Source organism: Rhodopseudomonas palustris, assembly GCF_034479375.1.
GTDB lineage: Bacteria > Pseudomonadota > Alphaproteobacteria > Rhizobiales > Xanthobacteraceae > Rhodopseudomonas > Rhodopseudomonas palustris_M.
The window spans coordinates 2182801-2204533 of record NZ_CP140155.1 but is presented as its reverse complement, the minus strand read 5'-3'; the positions used below and the strand labels follow the sequence as shown (position 1 = coordinate 2204533).

Below are 21733 nucleotides of genomic sequence, written 5' to 3'. Positions count from 1 at the left end.
CGGGTCGAGCCCGGGCATGGCGTTGTGCGTGGGGAGAGCCCGCCGCCTTACGACAGCGCCTTGTTGCTCTCCTTCACCTTCTCTGCGTCGAGATACAGCTGCTCGCCCATGTCCCGAAACTTCTCGCTCATCTGCGCCATGCCGTCTTCGATTACGCCGGACATCGTCATCCCGACATTGCCGAACGACCCGGCGCCGGCGAGGTTCAGCGCTGCCTTCTCGTTGTCGCCCAATCCCGCTGCATAGTCGCGGACGTCCTGGGTGATCTTCATCGAACAGAATTTCGGGCCGCACATCGAGCAGAAATGCGCGACCTTGTGGGCTTCCTTGGGCAGGGTCTCGTCGTGGAAGGCTTTCGCCGTGTCCGGGTCGAGGCCGAGGTTGAACTGGTCCTGCCAGCGGAAGTCGAACCTTGCACGGGAGAGCGCGTCGTCGCGCAGTTGGGCGGCGGGGTGGCCCTTGCCGAGGTCGGCGGCGTGGGCGGCGATCTTGTAGGTGATCACGCCGGTCTTGACGTCGTTGCGGTCGGGCAGGCCGAGATGTTCCTTCGGCGTGACGTAGCACAGCATCGCGCAGCCGAACCAGCCGATCATCGCAGCGCCAATGCCGCTGGTGATGTGGTCGTAGCCCGGCGCGATGTCGGTGGTCAGCGGGCCGAGCGTATAGAACGGCGCCTCGCCGCATTCCTTCAGCTGCTTGTCCATGTTGATCTTGATCTTGTGCAGCGGCACGTGGCCGGGGCCTTCGATCATCACCTGACAGCCCTTGGCCCAGGCGATCTTGGTCAGTTCGCCGAGCGTCTCCAGTTCGGCGAACTGGGCGCGGTCGTTGGCGTCGGCGATCGAGCCCGGCCGCAGGCCGTCGCCCAATGAGAACGACACGTCGTATTTGCGCATCAGGTCGCAGATCTCGTCGAAATGCGTGTAGAGGAAGCTCTCCTGATGATGCGCGAGGCACCATTTTGCCATGATCGATCCACCACGGGACACAATGCCCGTCACGCGATCTGCGGTGAGGTGGATGTATTGCAGCCGCACGCCGGCGTGGATCGTGAAGTAATCGACGCCCTGTTCGGCCTGCTCGATCAGCGTGTCCTTGTACAGCTCCCAGGTGAGCTTCACCGGATCGCCTTCGCACTTCTCCAGCGCCTGATAGATCGGCACGGTGCCGATCGGGACCGGCGAGTTGCGCAAAATCCATTCGCGGGTGGTGTGGATGTTGCGGCCGGTGGAGAGGTCCATCACGGTGTCGGCGCCCCAGCGGATCGCCCACACCATCTTGTCGACTTCTTCTTCGACCGACGACGTCACCGCGCTGTTGCCGATATTGGCGTTGATCTTGGTGAGGAAGTTGCGGCCGATGATCATCGGCTCGAGTTCGCCGTGATTGATGTTGGCCGGGATGATGGCGCGGCCGCGCGCGATCTCGTCGCGGACGAATTCGGGGGTGATGAACGCCGGCACGCTGGCGCCGAAGGATTCGCCATCGGCCAGCGCCGCCTCGGCGCGCGCCAGTTGCTGCTTGCGGCCGAGGTTCTCGCGCTCGGCGACGTAGATCATCTCCTTGGTGATGATGCCACGGCGGGCGAATTCATATTGCGTGATCGGCGCGTCGCCGATGCCGCGCAGCGGCTGGTGATGCGCCGTGAACGACTTCGCCGCATGCGCCGCGCCGACATTGCCATTGTCTTCCGGCTTGACGTCGCGGCCCTGATACTGCTCGACGCCGCCGCGCTGCTTGACCCACTCGGTGCGGGCGCGCGACAGCCCCTTGTTGACGTCGATGGTGACGCTGGGATCGGTGTAGGGGCCCGAGGTGTCGTAGACCGGCAGGTTCGGCTCGCCGGCGCCTTCGCTGAGCACGATCTCGCGCAGCGGCACGCGCAGATCCGGCGCCGTCGCCGGCACAGCATAGATCTTGCGCGAGGAGGGCAGGCCGCCGGTGGTGACGGCGGGACGCGTAGTGTCGGGATTGGAGCGGATATTCATGCCATCCTCCTGTTTATGTTGTTGTCGGGCCGCTATGTTCGGTCGTGGACTGTTCGTCAGGGTGGCGAGGCACGTTGCGTGTCGCCCTCACCCCGACCCTCTCCCGCAAGCGGGAGAGGGGGAAGTCATCGGTTGGTTCGAGGCCGCGCCCCACGCAGGGCGCGCTCCCTCTCCCGCTTGCGGGAGAGGGCTGGGGTGAGGGCGCCGCGCGTCGCAGCGCTCACGATCCTCATCATGCCTTCTCCGCCACATAGTCCAGCCAGGCGCGCACGCGCGCGTCGGGGTCCTCGTTCTGCGTCACGTCGCTGACCACCGCGATCGAGTCGGCCCCGGCGGCGAAGATCTCGCCGGCGTGTTCGAGCTTGATGCCGCCGATCGCGACCAGCGGAATGTCGCCTGCGCGCTGCTTCCATTCGCTGATCTTCGGGATGCCCTGCGGCGCGAAGCGCATCGCTTTCAGCGTGGTCGGGAAAATCGGGCCGAGTGCGATGTAGTCCGGCTTCGCGGCCAGCGCGGTTTCCAGCTCGGCATCGTCATGCGTCGAGAGGCCGAGCGTCAGCCCGGCGCTGCGGATTTCATGCAGGTCGGCGGTCGCGAGGTCTTCCTGGCCGAGATGCAGATGCTGCGCGCCGGCGACGATCGCGGCGCGCCAGTAATCATTGATCACCAGCTTGATCTCGGTGCCCTTCACCGCATCGAGCGCGTCGGTGACGAGCTGCAGCGCGGCGCCGTCGTCGAGGTCCTTGGCGCGGAGCTGCACGGTGCCGACGCCGAGCGCGGCGAGGCGCTTGACCCACGCGATGCTGTCGACGACGGGATAGAAGCGATCAGGATACGGCATGCCAGAACGGGGTCCCAATCACAGGGGTTGAGGGGGAGGCGAAATCGCGGGCGCCCATCAGCCCGGCTTCGAATCCGGTGCGGCCGGCTTCGACCGCGAGCCTGAAGGCGCGGGCCATCGCCACCGGGTCTTCGGCCTTGGCGATCGCGGTGTTGAGCAGCACGGCGTCGTAGCCGAGCTCCATCGCTTCGGCAGCGTGGCTCGGCGCGCCGAGGCCGGCATCGACCACGAGGGTGATGTCGGGCAGGCGGTCGCGCAGCAGCTTCAGCGCGTCGCGAGCGACGATGCCGCGCGCACTGCCGATCGGCGCCGCCCACGGCATGATGACGCGGCAGCCGGCATCGACGAGGCGCATCGCGACGGAGAGATCCTCGGTGCAATAGGGGAACACTTCGAAGCCGTCCTTGGTCAGGATCTGGGCGGCTTCGACCAGGCCGACCACGTCGGGCTGCAGCGTGTCGTTGTCGGCGATCACTTCGAGCTTGATCCAGCTCGTGCCGAACAATTCGCGCGCCAGCTTCGCCGTGGTCACCGCCTCGCGCACGCTGCGGCAGCCGGCGGTGTTCGGCAGCACGGTGACGCCGAGCTCGCGGATCAGCGACCAGAACTGATCGCCCGCCTTGCCGCCGGCGGCCTCGCGGCGCAGCGACACGGTGACGATGTCCGCGCCGCTCTCGCGGATCGCGTCCTGCATGATCGAAGGCGACGGATACAGCGCGCTGCCGATCAACAGGCGCGAGGAAATCTCGCGGTCGTAGAATTTCACCATGGGTGTAGCTCCGAGCACTGATAAGTTCGCAGCGTCCGCGTACTCCCTCCCCCCTTGCGGGGGAGGGTCGGGGTGGGGGGTACCACGGGCACAGTGCTGGTACGGACCGGATAGATTCCTGACAGTTCAGACCGGGGTGATTGTCGACAGTTCACACTGCATCGGAGGGAGGACCGCCGATGCCTTTTGTGGAGACCTGTCGGATGGAACAGCGGGTGCGGATGCTGTCGGAGCATGCGAGCGGCCATTGGAGCGTGTCGGATCTGTGCCGGCGCTACGGGGTCAGTCGAGACACGTTCTACGAGTGGCGGCGGCGTCGGGACAGCGGGGCCGAGGACTGGTTCGTGGACCGCTCGCATGCTCCGCATCATTGCCCGCAGCGGACCGATGCCGCACTGGTTGCGACGATCGTCGATCTGCGGCGCCGGTTTCCGCACATGGGTCCGCGCAAGCTTCTGGCGATCCTGCGGCGCAAGCATCCGGAGAACGCGTGGCCTTCGGCCTCGACGATCGGCGGATTGTTGAAGCAGGCCGGGCTGATCGCGCCGGTCAGGCGGCGGCGGCCGGCGCTGGCTCAGCAACGACCGTTTGCAGCGGTGAGCGCGCCGAACGACGAATGGGCGGCCGACTTCAAGGGCTGGTTTCGGACCCGCGACGGCACCCGGATCGATCCCTTGACGCTGACCGACGGTTTCAGCCGCTATCTGTTCGACATCGCCATCACGCCGCAAACCATCGACGCCACGATGCCGTTGTTTCTCGATGCCTTCCGCCGCCATGGCCTGCCGCGGGCGATCCGCTGCGACAACGGCTCGCCGTTCGGTTCGACCGGCGCCTGCGGGCTGACCCGGCTGTCGGCCTGGTGGCTCAAGCTCGGGATCGAGCCGCATTTCGTGCATCCAGCCTCGCCGCAGGAGAACGGCCGTCACGAGCGGATGCATCGGACCCTGAAGGCACAGACCTCGCGCCCGCCGGCGGCCACGGCGACCCAGCAGCAGTCCCGCTTCGATGCCTTCCGCGATCACTACAATCGGGAGCGCCCGCACGAGGCGCTCGGCCAGCGACCGCCGGCCGAACTCTACACCGTCTCGACGCGGCAGATGCCGGACCGGATCGCGGACCCCTGGTACGACGCCGACCACGAGGTGCGGCGGGTCCGCAGCTCCGGCGAGATCATGTGGCACGGCGAGCGCATCTTCATCAGCGAGGCGCTGATCGGAGAACCGATCGGCATCGCCGAACTCGACAACGGCGACCAGATCGTGCGGTTCTGCCATTACGACATCGGCCTGATCGATCGCCTCCGCGTGTTCCGTCGCTTCGCTCCGCCCCGAGAGGGGCTGCGCTACGCGCCGCAACACGCGGACAAAGACCTGTCGACAATCATCCCGGTCTAAAGTGTCGGGAATCATGCCGGTTGAACAGCTTGGGGACCCCCACCCCCGACCCCTCCCCGCAAGGGGGAGGGGAGTGGAGGCGCTGCGGTACTTGGCTCGCGCCATCCTCATCCGCCCTGCCTCGGCGTCAGGATCTCGATCTCGTCGCCGGCGCTGACGGGCGTCTCGTCCCATTTGCCGCGCGGGACGACGTCGTAGTTGATGGCGACGGCGTAGTGGCCGCCGGTGCAGTCGAGTTCGGTCATCAGCGCACTGAGGCTGGTGGCGGTCACGTCGCGCTGTTCGCCGTTCAAGGTCACAAGCATCGCATCACCTGATTGTCGACGACGCCGCGCTCGACATAGGCCAGCATCTTCTCGGCCAGCGCCGGCGCCAGCAGGAAGCCGTGGCGGTACAGGCCGTTGGTGGCGATGCGGCGGTTGCCGATGGAAATTCGCGGCAGATTGTCGGGGAAGGCCGGGCGCAGGCCCGCGCCGATCTCGACGATATGCGCCTCGCCGAACGCCGGATGCACCGCATAGGCGGCGCTGAGCAGTTCCAGCGCCGAGCGCACGGTGACGAGTTCGTCCTCGCTCTCGATCGAGGTCGCGCCCAGCATGAAGTGATTGTCTTCGCGCGGAATGACGTAAAGCGGCCAGCGCGGATGCATCAAGCGCACCGGGCGCGACAGCGTCACTTCGGTGGTCTTGATCACCACCATCTCGCCCTTGACGCCGCGCAGTTCCGGCGCCTTGTCGCGCGCGGCGAGGCCGCGGCAATCGATCACCAGGCCGTCGAGTTCTTCCGGCGTGATCTCCGATTCGAAATGGATCGCGCCGCCGGCCTCGACCAGGCGCTGGTGCAGCCGCGCCAGCACCAGCCGCGGTTCGACATGGCCTTCGTCGGGGAAGTACAGGCCCTCGCGGAAGCGGCCGGCCAGCGCCGGTTCCAGTTCGGCGACGCCGTCGGCGTCGAGCCGCTGGTGGCCCGCGGTCATCTTGGCGAAGCGCTCGAAATCGGCGCGGTCGCGCGCATGCGCCACCACCAGCGAGCCGTTGAACGCGGTCTCGGGGAACTCCTTGCGCCACATCTCCAGCGAGCGCATGCCCATCAGCCCGACCATCGGCTCGGCGGTCTCGGCCTCGCAATACGGCGCCAGCATGCCGCCGGCCCAATGGCTGGTGGCCTGCGTCATTTCGCGGTCGCCGCGCTCGTACAGCGTGACGTTGCGGCCGGCACGCGCCAGCAGCAGCGCCTGCCACGCGCCGGCGATACCGGCCCCGATCACCGAGACCGGCGCATCCTTGCGCAGATCCGGCGGCGTGCCGCGCAAGACGGCAGCGGCCTCGTCGGTGGCAACGGATGCAATGGCGTCCTGATCTATAGCTATGTGATGATGCGCGGAATCGGCCCCGCGCTGGCCTTCGATGGTCTGGTACATCCCTGTCCCTTCGCCGGCATGACCCGGATCAGGTTCAAAGGGTCACCGCGGTCCCGCGTCAGCTTCAAGCAAGATCGGGCTTGAAGTGGCGAGCGTGCGGTATCTCAGCTCCTCGTCGGAGCCCCCCTCGGAACGAACTCAATGTAGGCCGATCGCCTCCGGTGTCAACGTGCCTTTGGGCGAGGGCCAGTTCCATCGGCCCGCCCCGCGGTTTACTTCAAATTATCCGGCCGCGTGTTTGATCGCGGAACCTCGACCCCCGACCGGACACCGCCGATGACGATCCTCACCGCCGATTCGAGCGACCTCGCCGGCGCGCGGCGCAGCGCGCTGCCGCTGTGGATCGGGGTCGCGGTCTACGCCTTCCTGCTGGTCGCGGGCGACCGGCTGCTGAACGATCCGGATTCGTTGTGGCAGGTGACGCTCGGGCAGTGGATCATCGACCATCGCACGGTGCCGCAGACCGACGTGTATTCCTTCACCATGGCCGGGCAGCCGTGGATCTCGACGCAATGGCTGTCGCAGGTGCTGCTGGCGGCGAGCTACCAACTCGCCGGCTGGGCCGGGCCGGTGGTGCTGTCGGCCGCGGCGCTGGCGGCGACTTTCATGCTTTATGCGCGCTGGCTCGGCCAGCGCTTGCGCGGCAGCACCACGCTGGTGTTCGTCGCCGCCGCGGTGGCGCTGATGGCGCCGCATATGCTGGCGCGGCCGCATGTGCTGGCGATGCCGGTGATGGTGGCGTGGGTCGGCGCGCTGATGGCGGCGGCCGATCGCCGCGCCGCGCCGTCGTTCTGGCTGCTGCCGCTGATGGCGCTGTGGGCCAATCTGCACGGCGGCTTCGTGCTCGGCATCGCGCTGGTGGCGCCGATCGCGCTCGACGCGGTGCTGGCGGCGGCGCCGTCACGCCGGCTGTCGCTGCTGCTGCGCTGGGGCGCGTTCGGCGTCGCGGCGCTGATCGTGAGCTGCGCCAATCCGTATGGCTGGCACGCGATCCTGGCGTCGCAGCGCATCCTGTCGCTGGGCGCGGCGCTGGCGACGATCGGCGAATGGGCGCCGGTGAATTTCTCGCGGATCGGCGCGTTCGAGGTCGCGCTGCTGGCGGGGTTCGGCCTGGCGCTGTGGCGCGGCGTGACGCTGCCGCCGGTGCGCATCCTGCTGCTGCTCGGCCTCGTGCACATGGCGCTGAGCGCCAACCGCAACATCGAAGTGCTGGCGCTGCTGGCGCCGCTGATCATCGCGGCGCCGCTGGCGCGGCAGATCGGCGGCGCCGAGGCGCGCGGCGAGGGGCCGGCGCGCGGGTCGGCCGCCGGGTCGCTCGGCGCGGTGGCGGCGGCGATCGCGCTCACGCTCGGCGGCACGCTGGCGTTCGCGTCGCTGCATCGCTTCGCGCCGCATCCGGCGAACTCGCCGGCGGCGGCGGTGACCGAGCTGAAGAAGCTCGGCGTGCAACGGGTGTTCAACGATTACGATTTCGGCGGCTATCTGATCGCCAACGGCGTTGCGCCGTTCATCGACGGCCGCACCGAACTGTACGGCGAGTCCTTCGTGGTCGAGCAGAACGCCGCGGTGCGGCTGAAGCCGCCGGAGAAACTGTTCCGGCTGCTCGCGGACTACAACATCGACGCGACGCTGCTGCGCACCGAGGACGCGGCCACGCATCTGCTCGATCACATCGACGGCTGGCAGAAGGTGTATTCCGACGACGTCGCGACGATCCATCTGCGCAGGCCGGGTGCCGTGCACAGCGTCGAGCCGAAAGTCACGCCGGCGAAGTGAGCGCGTCGCTACGCCTGCGCGGGCAGATCGATCCGCACGATCAGGCCGTGCGGCTTGCGGTCGTGCAGCGTCAGTTCGCCGCCGTGATTCTGCGCGATGGTGCGGGCGATCGAAAGCCCCAGCCCGAAGCCGGAGGTCTCGTCCATGTTGCGGGCGTCGTCGCCGCGCACGAAGGGCTCGATCAATTCGGCCCTGCAGCTTTCGGGAATGCCGGGGCCGTCGTCTTCCACCGCGATCGCGACGTGCCCGGGCGATGCTTCCAGGCGGACGATGACGTCCTGGCCGTAGCGCACCGCGTTGTCGACCAGATTGGTCACGGCGCGCCGGATGTCGTCCGGCCGCGCCGGCAATTCGGCATGTTCCGGCCCAACATAAGTCACCTTGTGGCCGAGATCGGCGAACTGATCGGTGATCAGTTGCAGCGTGCTCGCCAGATCGATCCGCGTCATCGGCTCCAGCGCGCGGCCGGTGCGCAGGAACGACAGCACCGCGTCGAGCATCGAGCGCATCTGGTCGAGATCGCGCAGCATGTTGTCGCGCTGGGTGACGTCCTCGATGAACTCGCTGCGCAGCCGCAGCCGCGTGATCGGGGTGCGCAGATCGTGGCCGATCGCGGCCAGCGTCCGGGTGCGGTCGTCGATCAGCGCGGTGATGCGGTTGCGCGACCGGTTCATCGCCCGCGCCAGCGAGCGGATTTCGTCCGGCCCGCTTTCCGGCAGCGGCTCGTCGGTGCCGTCGAGCTTGAAATTCTCCGCCGCCCTGGCAAAGCCCGACAACGGCGTCGACAACGCGCGATCGGCCCACAGGCCGAACATCGCCAGGCTGATGATCACGCCGAGGAACGCGCTCAGCCAAGGCCCGTTCGAGATCGGCGGTCGCCCGCGCATCTCCGGAATCGCGGCGGCGATCGCCGTGCCGTCCGGCAGCGCGATGCCGACCCGCGGCGTCTCGCCGCCGGGCAGCGCGAACACCCGTGCCAATGGCCCCAGCGCGCGCGCCACCTGGCGGATTTCCGGCAGTTCGCGGTCGGATCGTGGCGGCACCTCGGCGGCGTCGAGCAGGCGTAGTTCGAGGTGCGGGAATGTTCTGGTGATCTGGTCGACGAGTTGCGGTCTCTGCTCCTCGGGCGTCGCCGCAATCAGAAGGACCGAGATCTCAAACTGATCGTGCCGATGCTCGGGCGGACCGAACCGGTCCGGCCCGCGCAGCAGGAAGGTCGCCATGATCAGCAACTGCGTGCCGATCAGCGACGCGATCACCAGCACCGCGATCTGACTGCGGATCCCGCTGAAACGAAACCGGCCGAGCCGCTCGAGCATGAAGCCTCCGGCCGGTGCGGCCTCGATCAGACCGTTTCGACGGCGGGGGTGAACATATAGCCGCCGGAGCGCACCGTCTTGATGATGCTGACGCTCTGCGGATCGGGCTCGATCTTGCGGCGGATCCGGCTGACCAGCACGTCGATCGAACGTTCGAACGAGCCGGCGTTGCGGCCGTGGGTGAGATCGAGCAGCGCTTCGCGCGACAGCACCCGGCCGGGCCGTTCGCAGAACGCCTGCAGCAGGTCGAACTCGGCGCTGGTCATCGCCACCAGCGCCCCGTCGGGGTTGCGCAGTTCGCGCAGCCGGAAATCGATCCGCCAGCCGAGGAAGGCGAGTGCGGTCGCGCCGGCGGTGGCGCTGGCGGTCTGGGCGAGCGACTGCCGTCGCAGCACGGAGCGGATCCGCGCCAGCAATTCGCGCGGATTGAACGGCTTGGCGAGGTAGTCGTCGGCGCCCATCTCCAGGCCGAGAATGCGATCGACGTCCTCGCCGCGCGCCGTCAGCATGATGATCGGCAGCGGCGAGGCGGCGCGCACGCGGCGGCACAGGCTGAGGCCGTCCTCGCCCGGCAGCATCACGTCGAGCACGACGAGATCGACGCGCTGGTCGGCGAGCCGGCTATCCATCTCGCGACCGTCCTGGGCGGTCACGACATGACATTCGTTGTTGCGCAAGTATTTCGCGATCAGCGCGCGGGTCTCGCGGTCGTCTTCGACGACGAGGATGTGGGGCGGGGCGGTGCTCATGAGGCCGTTTACCGAGAATCCTCGCCAAGCTGAAACGGGTTTTTTGTTTCCGGATGTGTCCCGTCGGAAGGTCGCAACATTCTGCAATCAAGCCGTGTGCGGTGAAAAGGTCTCGTTAATTCCGCTCACCACACGGTGGAGCGCGATCAAGGCACCCCGGAGCTTCCCATGACCTCCATCTCCGCCACAAGCAGTCATCTCTCTCCACTTCAGCAGCTTCAGAAGGAACTGGCGGCCGAAGTCACGGCCGGCCAGGTCGGTTCGACTGACGCCACGGCATTGTCTTCGGCGCTGAGCGAGATCGATTCCGCCCTGCAGAGCAGCCGCAGCAGCGGCTCCGGCAGCAGCACGCAGGCATCGCCCGACGACATGAAATCCAGGATCGACGATCTGATCGCCGATCAGGTCTCCAGCGGTAACCTGACCAGCGAACAGGCCGAAGAGCTGAAGAGCGTGTTCGAGAATGCGTTCGCCGGCGGCCCCGGTGGCGCCGGTGGTCCTCCGCCGGGTCCTCCGCCGGACGACAGCACGTCGACCGACTCGACGTCGAGCACGTCCAGCTCCAGCACCGACATCAGCGATGCGCTGCAGGAATTCCTGAAGCTGCTGCAGGAGCAGCAGGCATCGTCCGAAAGCAGCTACAGTTCCAGCGGAACCAGCAGCGGCCGTTCGACGTCTTTCTCCGCGCTGGTCGTCAACTACCAGGCCTGACTGTGTGACGCCGTCGGGACCAGCGAGCATCCTCGCCGCCTCGCGGCGAGGATGCTCTGCCGCGTCTTGTCGTCGCGCCGTGGAACTCGGACGTGTTCTTCGGATGCGAAAGGTTGTCGTGTGTAGTTGACGCAATAAAAAGGTCCGCCCTCGGAACTGTGTGCAGACTCGCTCGTTTGTCCGGGACCATTCGACAAACATGGAGGGTACTACACAATGAAAACCAATACCGTACTGGCCGGCCTGCTCGGCACCACGCTGATCGCGACCGCCGCTTTCGCGCAATCGCCTGCCGCGCCCAATACCGGAACGATGGCGAAGCCGACCGCATCGTCGTCGGCCGCAGCCTCCCACTCCGGTCAGTGGCGCGCATCGAAGCTCGTCGGTCTCAATGTCTACAACCAGGGCAACGAGAAGCTCGGCGACATCAGCGAAGTGCTGCTCGACAATTCGGGCCGTGTTCAGGCTGTTGTGATCGGGGTCGGCGGGTTCCTGGGCGTCGGCCAGCGTGACGTCGCGGTGGCCTTCGACAAGATCAAGTTCGTCGACACTCCGGTATCGTCGAACACGGCGATGAACCGTAACAACGCCACGACGTCGGGCGCCGGCACCACCACGACCACCGCCCCGGGCTCAGCGGCCCCGGCGACCACCACCGGCTCGGCGACCACCATGACCAACAGCACGGCCGAGCGTTGGTATCCGGACCACGCCGTGTTGAACACGACCACCGATGAACTGAAGGCGATGCCGGAGTTCAACTACAACAGGTCGTAACGGCATGATCTGACAGAGCGCGCGAACGCGACGACGCGTTTGGGCGGCTGTCTGCAAAGTCCTGTGGTGTAATTCGCCTGGTGGCTCGCAGCCGCCGGGCGAATTTTGCTTCGAGCAGCCGGGGGCTCGCGCAGGAGATGGAGTCACGCCGCAGATCAGCGAGTTACTCAGGGCGCCTTCAGCTTGGTGAGCGTCACCTCGAGAATGCCGTTGGCCTCTGCGGTCACCCGAAGCATCGAAGAATCGAACGCCACGTCGGTCAGCCGCAGGCTCGAAATCTCCGAGGAAATCCGTAAGCCGTCCTCGTTGCGCTGATACGCTGCGATCACCGCGCCGATCCGGCGCTGCACGTTCAGGGATTCCGGCTTGAGGTCGATCACCGCGCGTTCTGCGATCGCCTTTTGCAGATAGGGCACGGCGGCGCGCGCGGCTTCGCCGAGCAGGCCGAACGCCGCCTCGGATTCGACCGCGAGCTGCATGTCGGACAGTCGCAGCGTCTGGTCCTCCTGGTTCAGCACCGGCCGGCCCCAGATGTGCAGCGTGGCTTCGCCGCCGAAGCCGAACAGGCTTTTCTGTTCTTTCGCATCCACCAGCATCGAGATCAGCAGCCGGTCGCCGCTGGCCGCGACATTGACGCGCTTCACCGTGATCGCGGCGGCTCCGCCGTTCTCGGGGAAGGTGCGGCCGACGAATTGCGGCTCGATGACGCGATCGAGCTCCTTGAACGGAATGTCGATCGGCACTGCGACCTTCACGCCGGTGCTGTCGGGCGCGACCATTTCGAGCTGCGCCGGGAACGGACATTCCGGCTTGGTCGGCGCGGTGGTGATGCGGCTGTCGGCGACGATGCCGAGCGTCAGCACCACCGTGGCGGCATCGAATTGCGGTTGCGCGGCCAGCGCCTTGGTCGGCCGCAGTTCGAGCCAGAAGCCGTTCGGCACGCCGGCGCCCTGCAGCGGTATCGAGCGGCAGATCCGCGCCCATTCGCGCCGCGCGCTGCGCTCCAGCGCGCCGTCGTTGCGGATCGTCTGCTGCAGCCGGGCGAGCTGTTCGTTGACGGCCTTGTCGATCACCGGCTTGACCTGCGCCGGTACGTCGATCCGTGCGCCGCCGATCGAGACGTTGGAGTCGGACAAAATCACCTGCGCGGTGAGATTGGGATCGACGTGCCAGTCCGGCAGCACCTTCGGCCGCGCGGAGATCGCGACCATGCCCTTGATCTCGCCATTGGCGCTGAACGATTTGATGTTGACGCCGACCTGCTTGGCGACCTTGTCGCCGAACAGTTTGCCGAGCGTGTCGCCGACCTTGCTCTGGGCGCTGCTCGAGAGCGAGCCCCGTGCGGAGAGCGTGCCGGTGAGCGGCGCGGTCACCGTGGCCTGCTCGGGCGCGCCCTTCGCCGAGACGGCGCCGCGCGCCACGGTCCAACTGATATCGGCATTCTGCACCAGTTGCGGCATCGGGTTGTCGGCCTTGCCGGAAAAGTTGCGCGGCGCGGTCCGATCGACCAGATCGCGGATCGCGGTCAGCGGCACGATCACCGGCACGACGACCGAAGACTGGCGGATCGCCGGCAGCGGTGGCAACGCCTGCAGCGACGGCGGGCTGACGGCGCGCGGCGACAGCCAGTCGAACGCCTTCAGCGTGACACCGAATGAGATTGCTATGATCGCCAAAGCGACCAGGACGGTCTTGAAACGCATCAATTCCCCAGGGGCAAACGAGCCGGACCATACAGGCCCGGGCCCGGCGGCGCCAGCAGGGGGCTGGGTGCGAACGGGGCAACGCCCCTGAAATCGCGGCAATGTCGCCGCGCTGCCGCCGTCGCTGTGTCACAACGGACACGCCGGCAACGATACGACACAAGATAATGGCGCGGTCGCCCGCGCCATCCGTCGTTCGGTGCGCTGTCGTTCGTCGACCGCTAACCGCGGCGGCCGCTCGCATTGTCGGCGCGGCGGCTGTCGGGCAGCACGATCACCTTGGCGCCGACGTTGACCCGCGCATACAGGTCGGTGACGTCGTCATTGGTGAGCCGGATGCAGCCGGACGAGACGTGGGTGCCGATCGTCGACGGCGCGTTGGTGCCGTGGATGCGATAGATCGTGCCGCCGAGATACATCGCGCGGGCGCCGAGCGGGTTGCCGGGGCCGCCGGCCATGTGGCGCGGCAGATAAGGCTGGCGCGCGATCATCTCCCGCGGCGGGGTCCAGTCCGGCCACTCGGCCTTCCTGGTGATCGACTGCACGCCCGACCAGGTGAAGCCGTCGCGGCCGACGCCGATGCCGTAGCGCACCGCGCGGCCGCCGCCGAGCACGTAGTAGAGATAAGTGTTCGGGGTATCGATGACGATCGTGCCCGGCGCCTCGCGGGTGGCGTAGCTGACGATCTGGCGCTTCAACCGCGCCGGCAATTCGGCGGCGGGTGCGTCGTCGTCGTGCTGCGGCACGGCCTGGGGCTGCGGTGCGGCCTGTTCGACCGGCGCGTAGGCCAGCGGCTGCATCGCGGCCGGCTGCGGCAGCAGCGGCAGGAACGGGAAGGGAAGCGGCTGGGCTGCCTGGGCCGCGCCCGTCATGGCAACGGCTCCGATCGCGAATGCTGCGACCGCGGCGGTACGTCGGATCAGCCGGAAATGGCTCATGGTCGGTCCCCTGTTTGAACGCCTTGTCTTGTTCGCCAGCGCCTTCGGCGCCTTGTTGGCGTTATCAGTACCCGCCCAACCGTTTCAGGAGGTTTTCGTCGACCGCCGAATTTGGTTTCGTCGCGGTAGGGATTTGTTTCGCCTAAGGTTGCCGGGCACCGCCTCGCGCGCGTCTCCGCCGCGCCCGTTTGATCGGGCGCAATTCCGATCGCCCGGCCTGCCGGTAAGCCGAAGCCGCCGCGAGGTGCGGGTGGTTTGGGGAGTTTGGCGACATGGCGACGGTGAAGTTCTACGGCAACGAGACGGTGCCGCTCGAGATGCACAAGGTGCGGATCGTGCAGAAGCTCAGCCTGCCGCCGGTCGAGCGCCGCCTCGAGAAGATCACCGAGGCCGGCAACAACACCTTCCTCTTGAAGAACGACGACGTCTTCCTCGACATGCTGACCGACAGTGGCGTCAACGCCATGAGCGATCGCCAGCAGGCCGCGATGCTGATCGCAGACGACAGCTACGCCGGCAGCGCCACCTACACCCGGCTCGAGGACAAGCTGCGCGACATCTTCGGCATGCACTACTTCCTGCCGACGCATCAGGGCCGCGCCTGCGAGCATATCCTGGCCAAGGTGTTCGTGTCGCCCGGCAAGGTGGTGCCGATGAACTATCACTTCACCACCACCAAGGCGCATATCACGCTGCAGGGCGGGGCGGTGGAGGAACTGGTGACGGACGCGGGCCTCGAAGTCGTCAGCGTCAACCCGTTCAAGGGCAACATGGACATCGCCAAGCTGCGCGCGGTGATCGGGAACGCCGGCGCCGACAAGATCGCCTTCGTGCGGATGGAGAGCGGCACCAATCTGATCGGCGGCCAGCCGTTCTCGCTCGCCAACCTCGCCGACGTCGGCAATGTCTGCAAGGAGCACGGCATTCCGCTGGTGCTGGACGCCAGCCTGCTCGCCGACAATCTGTATTTCAACAAGACCCGCGAGGATCACTGCAAGGCGATGTCGATCCGCGAGATCACCCGCCGCACCGCGGACCTGTGCGACATCATCTATTTCTCGGCGCGCAAGCTCGGCTGCGCCCGCGGCGGCGGCATCTGCATCCGCGACCGCGCGCTGTACGAGAAGATGCGGCCGCTGGTGCCGCTGTACGAGGGCTTCCTTACCTATGGCGGCATGTCGGTCCGCGAAATGGAGGCGCTCACCGTCGGTCTCGAAGAGACCATGGACGAGGAGATGATCAATCAGGGGCCGATGTTCATCGGCTACATGGTCGAGCAGTTGCAGGAGCGCGGCGTGCCGGTGATCACGCCGGCCGGCGGGCTCGGCTGCCATATCGACGCCAAGCGGTTCGTCGACCACATCCCGCAGTCGCAATATCCGGCCGGGGCGCTGGCCTCGGCGCTGTACATCGCGTCGGGCATCCGCGGCATGGAGCGCGGCACGCTGTCGGAGCAGCGCGAGCCGGACGGCAGCGAGATCTTCGCGAACATGGAGTTGGTGCGGCTGGCGCTGCCGCGCCGCGTGTTCACGCTGTCGCAGGTGAAATACGCGGTCGACCGCATCGCCTGGCTGTACGACAACCGTCACCTGATCGGCGGCCTGACCTTCGTCGAAGAGCCGGAGGTGCTGCGGTTCTTCTACGGGCTGCTGAAGCCGGTGTCGGACTGGCAGAACAAGCTGGTCGCCAAATTCCGCGAGGATTTCGGGGACAGTTTGTAACGGCAGAGTAGTGCGGATAAGCCGAAGGCGCCATCCGCCATCGCGAGTCCGGACGGCGGATGGCGCGCTACGCGCTTATCCGCCCTACGAGCTAAGACGGTGTACCGTAAGGGCGCCGCTTAACTTTCGGCGAAGCACGCTCCCAGTGTCCGTCGTCATTGCGAACGAAGCGAAGCAATCCAGCCCGGTGCACTGCGCTGGATTGCTTCGTCGCTGCGCTCCTCGCAATGACGGCGCGAGAGAGACCGGACTTCACCCGCAGCAACGGCCCGCAGTCGCTGTCGCGCCGGGCTTGGTCGCCCGCACGAAGCCGCTGAAGAATTTGCCGTCGATCTGCGGCGCGATCGCGTCGACGTCGAGCCCCCTGCCGGCGAGGAAGTCGCGGGCGTCTTCCACCTTGTAGATCCGGGTCGGTTCGATCGAAATGCCGTCGAAGCCGGCAGCGGCGAGCTTCGCCGTGTAGTCGGTTTCGTCGAGCGCGCCGGCAAGGCAGCCGACCCACAGCAGCACGTCGCTGCGCAGCGCCTCCGGAATCTCGCCCCGCGTCACCACGTCGGACACCGCGAAGCGGCCGCCGGGCCTGAGCACGCGGAAGGCCTCGTGCAGCACGCGGTCCTTGTCGCCCGACAGGTTGATCACGCAGTTGGAGATGATCACGTCGACCGAATTATCCGGCAGCGGGATCTGCTCGATCTGGCCTTTGAGGAATTCGACGTTGTCGGCGCCGGCCTTGCGCTGGTTGTCGCGCGCTAGCGCCAGCATCTCGTCGGTCATGTCGAGGCCGTAAGCCTTGCCGGTCGGCCCGACGCGGCGCGCCGACAGCAGCACGTCGATGCCGCCGCCGGAGCCGAGATCGAGCACGGTCTCGCCCGGCTTCAGCTCCGCCAGCGCGGTCGGGTTGCCGCAGCCGAGCGAGGCCAGCATCGCTTCGGCGGGCAGGCCCTGGGCCTGGGCCGCATCGTAGAGATTGCTTGTGATCGGGCTGACATGGTCGAGGGCAGGGGTGCCGCAGCACGATCCGGCGCGGGTGGCGGCCGCGGCATATTTCTCGCGGACGATTTCGGTAATCTCGGTGGTGGACATCGGGCTCTCCTCACGGTTGGCTGGCAGGACGGCGGGACGGGCTTTCGGTAATTCTATCAGACTAGAAGCATCGAATAAGCGGGCACGAAAAACTCAGGCGGCGGATTTGGTGTCCTTGCTTTCGACGGCATCGGCGCAGCATTCGGCGACCATGAAGTCCATCAGGCCGCGCATCACCTCGTAATTGGCGTGGCAGTTCAGCGTGGTGGCGTCGCGGACCTGGCGGATCAGCCCGGCCGCAACCAGCGTCTTGAGATGATGCGACAGCGTCGAGGGCGCGATCTTCAGCCGCTCCTGCAGCCGGCCGACCGGCGTGCCGGCCTCGCCGGCGCGCACCAGCGCCCGGTAGATCTTCAGCCGGGTCGGATTGCCCAGCGCCTCGAATTTGGTGGCGACGTCGTCAATCTTCATGCCCGCATCGTGCGATCGAATTCTCCGTGGGTCAAACGGTAATTCTAGGATAATCGAATTAATCTCGATCGCGATCTTGACTTGCTGCTAAATATCGATAATTCTGGATATATGGAATCAGAGAACGCAATCATGGCCCTCGGGGCTCTGGCGCAATCGACCCGGCTGGAGGCATTCCGGCTGCTGGCCGCGCACGAGCCGGAGGGCCTCGCGGCCGGGGCGATCGCTGACGCGCTGGCGGTGCCGCAGAACACCATGTCGTCGCATCTGGCGATCCTGGCCCGCGCCGGTCTGATCCGGTCGCGGCGGCACAGCCGCTCGATCGTGTATCGCGCCGACCTCGAGCGGTTTCAGGAGATCGCGCTGTTTCTGATCAAGGATTGCTGCGGCGGCAGCCCGGAATTGTGCGCCCCGCTGATCGCCGACCTACAGCCGTGTTGTGATCCCAAGGAGCCCGCCGATGTCTGACCGCACCTTCAACGTCTTGTTTCTCTGCACCGGCAATACCGCCCGCTCGATCCTCGCCGAGAGCATCCTGCGCAAGGACGGAGCCGGTCGCTTCAACGCCTTCTCCGCCGGCAGCAAGCCGAGGGGGGTGGTCAATCCATTCGCACTGAAGGTGCTCGAAGCGAGCCAATATCCGACCGAGGGCCTGCGCTCGAAGAGCTGGCAGGAGTTCGCGGAGCCGGACGCCCAGGTGATGGATTTCGTGTTCACCGTCTGCGACAACGCCGCCGGTGAGGTCTGCCCGGTGTGGCCGGGCCAGCCGACTAGCGCGCATTGGGGCATCGACGATCCCGCCGCGGTCGAGGGCAGCGATATCGACAAGGAGCGCGCGTTCGTGCAGGCGTTCCGCTTCCTGAAGAACCGGATCGACGCCTTTACCGCGCTGCCGATCAAGCGACTCGATAGCGTCGCGCTCGGCGCGGTGCTGCAGGAGATCGGCCTGTTCGCGGGCGTCAGCTTCGGTCGTCCGAAAGTGGCGTGATGGATGTCGTGATCTATCACAATCCCGACTGCGGCACCTCGCGCAACGCGCTCGGCATGATCCGCAATGCCGGGATCGAACCGCATGTGATCGAGTACCTGAAATGCCCGCCCGGCCGGGCGCTGTTGCAGCAACTGATCGCGCGCGCAGGGCTGACGCCACGCGCGGCGTTGCGCGAGAAGGGCACGCCTTATGCCGAGCTGAAGCTGAATGATCCAGGGCTCGGCGACGACGATCTGCTCGACGCGATGATGGCGCATCCGATCCTGATCAACCGGCCGCTGGTGGTGACGCCGAAGGGCGTGCGGCTGTGCCGGCCGTCCGAAATCGTGCTCGACCTGCTGCCGCCGCAGCGCGGCGAATTCGTCAAGGAAGACGGCGAGCGCGTGATCGACGAGACCGGCCGGCGCGTGGCGACGGCGTGAACATGCGCGCAGACCGATGATGGCAGACCAACGATGAATGCAAGGCGAAGCAACGTTGCACTACGTCATCGCCCGGCTTGACCGGGCGACCCAGTACCCAGAGCGCTTCGTTCAGAAGCTGGCGCTCTGGGAGACTGGATCCCCGCTTTCGCGGGGATGACGGCGGTGGATTGGTCGGCTTCGCTCGCAAGACAAGACGCATTTTCGAGCCACGCTACGCAGCGTGAAGTGATCAAAGAGGCCATCATGTCCACCTTCGAACGCTATCTCACACTTTGGGTCGCGCTCTGCATCGCCGTCGGCATCGCGCTCGGCCATGTCATTCCCGGGTTCTTCCAGGTGGTCGCCGCCGCCGAGATCGCCAAGGTCAATCTGCCGGTGGCGGTGCTGATCTGGCTCATGATCATTCCGATGCTGGTGAAGATCGACTTCGCCGCTCTGGCGCAGGTGCGCGAGCATTGGCGCGGCATCGGCGTGACGCTGTTCATCAACTGGGCGGTGAAGCCGTTCTCGATGGCGGCGCTGGCCTGGTTGTTCATTGGATATCTGTTCCGGGACTATCTGCCGGCCGACCAGATCAATTCCTACATCGCCGGGCTGATCATCCTCGCCGCGGCGCCGTGCACCGCGATGGTGTTCGTGTGGTCGAACCTGACCAAAGGCGAGCCGCATTTCACGCTGAGTCAGGTCGCGCTCAACGACACCATCATGGTGTTCGCCTTCGCGCCGATCGTGGGGCTGCTGCTGGGGCTGTCGGCGATCACCGTGCCGTGGGACACGCTGATGCTGTCGGTGGGGCTGTACATCGTGGTCCCGGTGATCATCGCCCAGCTGCTGCGGCGGAGCGTGCTGGCGGCCGGCGGCGAGGCGGGGCTGCAGCGCTTGCTCGGCGCGGTCCAGCCGCTGTCGCTGGTGGCGTTGCTGGCGACCCTGGTGCTGCTGTTCGGCTTCCAGGGCGAGCAGATCATCAAGCAGCCGCTGGTGATCGCGCTGCTCGCGGTGCCGATCCTGATCCAGGTGTACTTCAATTCCGGGCTGGCCTATCTGCTGAACCGGCTCGCCGGCGAGCAGCATTGCGTCGCCGGCCCCTCGGCGCTGATCGGCGCCAGCAATTTCTTCGAACTCGCGGTGGCGGCGGCGATCAGCCTGTTCGGTTTCGAGTCCGGCGCGGCCCTCGCCACCGTGGTCGGCGTGCTGATCGAGGTGCCGGTGATGCTGACGGTGGTGTGGATCGTCAACCGCTCGAAGGGCTGGTACGAGCGCGCGCCGGCGAGACCACCGGTCGCAGTGCCGGGCCGGGAACGGCCGGGTTGAGGGTGGATTGATACGCGGGGCCTCCAATCGAAAGGGATTCGCGATGCCGCGCACGAAGACAGCCTGGTCAACTCTGTCGATGGCCACGGCCGCTTTTGCCACCGCAGCCTGCGTGTCGCAGGCCTCCGCCCGTACGGTTGAGACCGACAAAGCGCGCGTCAATGTCGAGCGGATCGCGGGCGTCGAACATCCGTGGGGGATCGCGCTGATTCCGGACGGCCGGTTTCTGGTGACCGAGCGGAATTCGGGTCGTCTTCAGCTCGGTAGCCGTGACGGCCGGCTGATGCAGGTCGAGGGCGTGCCGAAGGTGTTCCACTACAAGGGGCCGACCGGCCGCAGCCAGGCCGGACTGTTCCACGTCGCACCGCATCCCGACTTCGCCGACAACCGGCTGATCTATTTCAGCTTCGCCCAGCCCTCGGAGGAAGGCGCCGGCACTGCGATCGCGCGCGGACGACTGGTCGAGGAGGGCGACAAGGCGCGGCTCGACAATGTCGAGGTGATCTACACGCCGAAGGCGCATGATTCCAGCGGACTGCATTTCGGCGGCCGCTTCGCCTTCCATCCCAAGGACAAATCGATCGTGATGTCGATCGGCGAACGGCGCAACATGTCGCGGGCGCAGAAGCGCGACGACGAGGCCGGCTCTTTCATCCGGGTGATGGACGACGGTTCGGTGCCGAAGGACAATCCGTTCGTCGGGCAGAACGACGCCGCGCCGGCGATCTATGCGCTCGGCAACCGCAACAGCCAGGGGCTCGCCTTCCATCCGCAGACCGGCGCGCTGTGGGCCAACGACCATGGGCCGCGCGCTGGCGACGAGATCAACAAGATCGAGGGCGGCAAGAACTACGGCTGGCCGATGCAGGCCGCGGGCGTCGATTACTCCGGCGCGCCGATCGGCAAGGGCGCGCGTGGTGTCGATGGCATGACGGACCCCGCGCATGTGTTCGAGCGCACGGTCGGGCCCTCGGGCCTCGCCTTCTACACCGGGGAGATGTTTCCGGAATGGCGCGGCCACATGTTGCATGGCGGCCTCGCGGCGCGCGCGCTGGTGCGCACTTCGCTCGACGGCGACAAGGTGACCGGCGAGGAGTGGATGCTGCGCGACCTCGATCGCCGTATCCGCGACGTGCAGGTCGCCTCCGACGGTGCGATCTGGCTGGTCACCGAGCATCCGGACGGCGAGGTGCTGCGGCTGAGCCGCGCGGACGCGGCGACGGTCGGGTCCGGCAAGGCGGATCGCGGCAAGGACAAGGCGCGCTGAGCCAGTCCCACCGACCAGCAGCCGAGGCGGCGCTGGTCGGTGGGACTACTCCCCGATGGGTTGATGATCGCGCGGCGCGCCTAGAGCGTTTCATCGATTGATTGAAGCGATATGGCCCTTGCCAGATGCACTGACT

Annotated in this window: 21 protein-coding genes and 1 riboswitch; of the genes, 10 read left to right on the top strand and 11 right to left on the bottom strand. The window is 66.8% G+C overall.

Translation table 11 applies throughout. The features are described 5' to 3' along the window. Positions 1–47: 47 nt before the first annotated feature. The 3 genes from thiC to SR870_RS09910 form a co-directional block, all read right to left on the bottom strand. Positions 48–1988 (bottom strand): phosphomethylpyrimidine synthase ThiC, encoded by a 1941-nt coding sequence (gene thiC, locus SR870_RS09920; protein WP_322517798.1) that lies wholly within the window; start codon positions 1986–1988, stop codon positions 48–50. 232 nt (positions 1989–2220) lie between these two features. Then, positions 2221–2829, bottom strand: coding sequence for a thiamine phosphate synthase (locus SR870_RS09915; RefSeq protein WP_322517797.1), 609 nt, complete (start codon positions 2827–2829; stop codon positions 2221–2223). Beyond that, positions 2816–3598: a thiazole synthase gene (locus SR870_RS09910; RefSeq protein ID WP_322517796.1), complete on the bottom strand. Its 783-nt coding sequence runs from the start codon at positions 3596–3598 to the stop codon at positions 2816–2818. Before SR870_RS09910 ends, SR870_RS09915 begins: the two co-directional genes overlap by 14 nt. Before the next feature lie 203 nt (positions 3599–3801). On the opposite strand from SR870_RS09910, the gene SR870_RS09905 reads away from it, so the two are divergent. Further along, positions 3802–4995: an IS481 family transposase gene (locus tag SR870_RS09905; protein WP_322514220.1), complete on the top strand. Its 1194-nt coding sequence runs from the start codon at positions 3802–3804 to the stop codon at positions 4993–4995. Positions 4996–5102: 107 nt separating this feature from the next. On the opposite strand, the gene thiS is transcribed toward SR870_RS09905, so the two are convergent. Together thiS and SR870_RS09895 are read right to left on the bottom strand one after the other, a co-directional pair. Further along, positions 5103–5300: a sulfur carrier protein ThiS gene (gene thiS / locus SR870_RS09900; RefSeq protein WP_322517795.1), complete on the bottom strand. Its 198-nt coding sequence runs from the start codon at positions 5298–5300 to the stop codon at positions 5103–5105. Continuing rightward, on the bottom strand, positions 5291–6415 hold the full coding sequence (locus tag SR870_RS09895; RefSeq protein WP_322517794.1) for an FAD-dependent oxidoreductase: 1125 nt from the start codon (positions 6413–6415) through the stop codon (positions 5291–5293). Before SR870_RS09895 ends, thiS begins: the two co-directional genes overlap by 10 nt. Continuing rightward, a riboswitch (TPP riboswitch) is annotated at positions 6403–6553 on the bottom strand. It overlaps the preceding gene by 13 nt. A gap of 138 nt (positions 6554–6691) precedes the next feature. Here SR870_RS09895 and SR870_RS09890 point away from each other — a divergent pair. Further along, positions 6692–8191, top strand: coding sequence for a hypothetical protein (locus tag SR870_RS09890; protein ID WP_322517793.1), 1500 nt, complete (start codon positions 6692–6694; stop codon positions 8189–8191). A gap of 8 nt (positions 8192–8199) precedes the next feature. On the opposite strand, the gene SR870_RS09885 is transcribed toward SR870_RS09890, so the two are convergent. Both SR870_RS09885 and SR870_RS09880 read right to left on the bottom strand, forming a co-directional pair. Then, a complete protein-coding gene (locus SR870_RS09885; RefSeq protein WP_322517792.1) occupies positions 8200–9510 on the bottom strand; it encodes an ATP-binding protein in 1311 nt (436 codons plus the stop codon). A gap of 26 nt (positions 9511–9536) precedes the next feature. Continuing rightward, positions 9537–10259 carry a response regulator gene (locus tag SR870_RS09880; protein WP_322517791.1) on the bottom strand — a complete coding sequence of 241 codons (723 nt, stop codon included), beginning with the start codon at positions 10257–10259 and terminating at the stop codon, positions 9537–9539. 168 nt (positions 10260–10427) lie between these two features. Here SR870_RS09880 and SR870_RS09875 point away from each other — a divergent pair, with 168 nt between their 5' ends. Together SR870_RS09875 and SR870_RS09870 are read left to right on the top strand one after the other, a co-directional pair. Then, positions 10428–10970 (top strand): hypothetical protein, encoded by a 543-nt coding sequence (locus SR870_RS09875; RefSeq protein ID WP_322518240.1) that lies wholly within the window; start codon positions 10428–10430, stop codon positions 10968–10970. Between the two features lie 216 nt (positions 10971–11186). Beyond that, entirely contained in the window at positions 11187–11747 is a 561-nt protein-coding gene (locus tag SR870_RS09870) for a PRC-barrel domain-containing protein (RefSeq protein ID WP_322517790.1), read from the top strand. Positions 11748–11914: 167 nt separating this feature from the next. Here SR870_RS09870 and SR870_RS09865 read toward each other — a convergent pair whose 3' ends face one another. Then, positions 11915–13450: a DUF4403 family protein gene (locus SR870_RS09865; protein WP_322517789.1), complete on the bottom strand. Its 1536-nt coding sequence runs from the start codon at positions 13448–13450 to the stop codon at positions 11915–11917. Between the two features lie 221 nt (positions 13451–13671). Beyond that, entirely contained in the window at positions 13672–14388 is a 717-nt protein-coding gene (locus SR870_RS09860) for a L,D-transpeptidase (protein ID WP_322517788.1), read from the bottom strand. Between the two features lie 272 nt (positions 14389–14660). On the opposite strand from SR870_RS09860, the gene SR870_RS09855 reads away from it, so the two are divergent. Then, positions 14661–16109, top strand: coding sequence for a tryptophanase (locus SR870_RS09855; protein WP_322517787.1), 1449 nt, complete (start codon positions 14661–14663; stop codon positions 16107–16109). Positions 16110–16361: 252 nt separating this feature from the next. On the opposite strand, the gene SR870_RS09850 is transcribed toward SR870_RS09855, so the two are convergent. Beyond that, positions 16362–17192, bottom strand: a complete 831-nt coding sequence (locus tag SR870_RS09850; RefSeq protein WP_322517786.1) for an arsenite methyltransferase — start codon at positions 17190–17192, stop codon at positions 16362–16364. 93 nt (positions 17193–17285) lie between these two features. Next, on the bottom strand, positions 17286–17603 hold the full coding sequence (locus SR870_RS09845; protein ID WP_322517785.1) for a metalloregulator ArsR/SmtB family transcription factor: 318 nt from the start codon (positions 17601–17603) through the stop codon (positions 17286–17288). Positions 17604–17714: 111 nt separating this feature from the next. On the opposite strand from SR870_RS09845, the gene SR870_RS09840 reads away from it, so the two are divergent. From SR870_RS09840 to SR870_RS09820, 5 genes are all read left to right on the top strand, one after another. Continuing rightward, the gene (locus tag SR870_RS09840; protein ID WP_322517784.1) at positions 17715–18071 is read left to right on the top strand and encodes a metalloregulator ArsR/SmtB family transcription factor; all 357 of its coding nucleotides are present in this window, start codon (positions 17715–17717) and stop codon (positions 18069–18071) included. Continuing rightward, a complete protein-coding gene (locus SR870_RS09835; protein WP_322517783.1) occupies positions 18064–18591 on the top strand; it encodes an arsenate reductase ArsC in 528 nt (175 codons plus the stop codon). The genes SR870_RS09840 and SR870_RS09835 overlap by 8 nt, the downstream gene beginning before the upstream one ends. Next, positions 18591–19016 carry an arsenate reductase (glutaredoxin) gene (arsC, locus tag SR870_RS09830; protein WP_322518239.1) on the top strand — a complete coding sequence of 142 codons (426 nt, stop codon included), beginning with the start codon at positions 18591–18593 and terminating at the stop codon, positions 19014–19016. The genes SR870_RS09835 and arsC overlap by 1 nt, the downstream gene beginning before the upstream one ends. Positions 19017–19262: 246 nt before the next feature. Continuing rightward, positions 19263–20330: an ACR3 family arsenite efflux transporter gene (gene arsB, locus SR870_RS09825; protein WP_322517782.1), complete on the top strand. Its 1068-nt coding sequence runs from the start codon at positions 19263–19265 to the stop codon at positions 20328–20330. A 79-nt stretch (positions 20331–20409) separates the two neighbouring features. Next, the gene (locus SR870_RS09820) at positions 20410–21597 is read left to right on the top strand and encodes a PQQ-dependent sugar dehydrogenase (protein ID WP_322517781.1); all 1188 of its coding nucleotides are present in this window, start codon (positions 20410–20412) and stop codon (positions 21595–21597) included. Positions 21598–21733 lie beyond the last annotated feature (136 nt).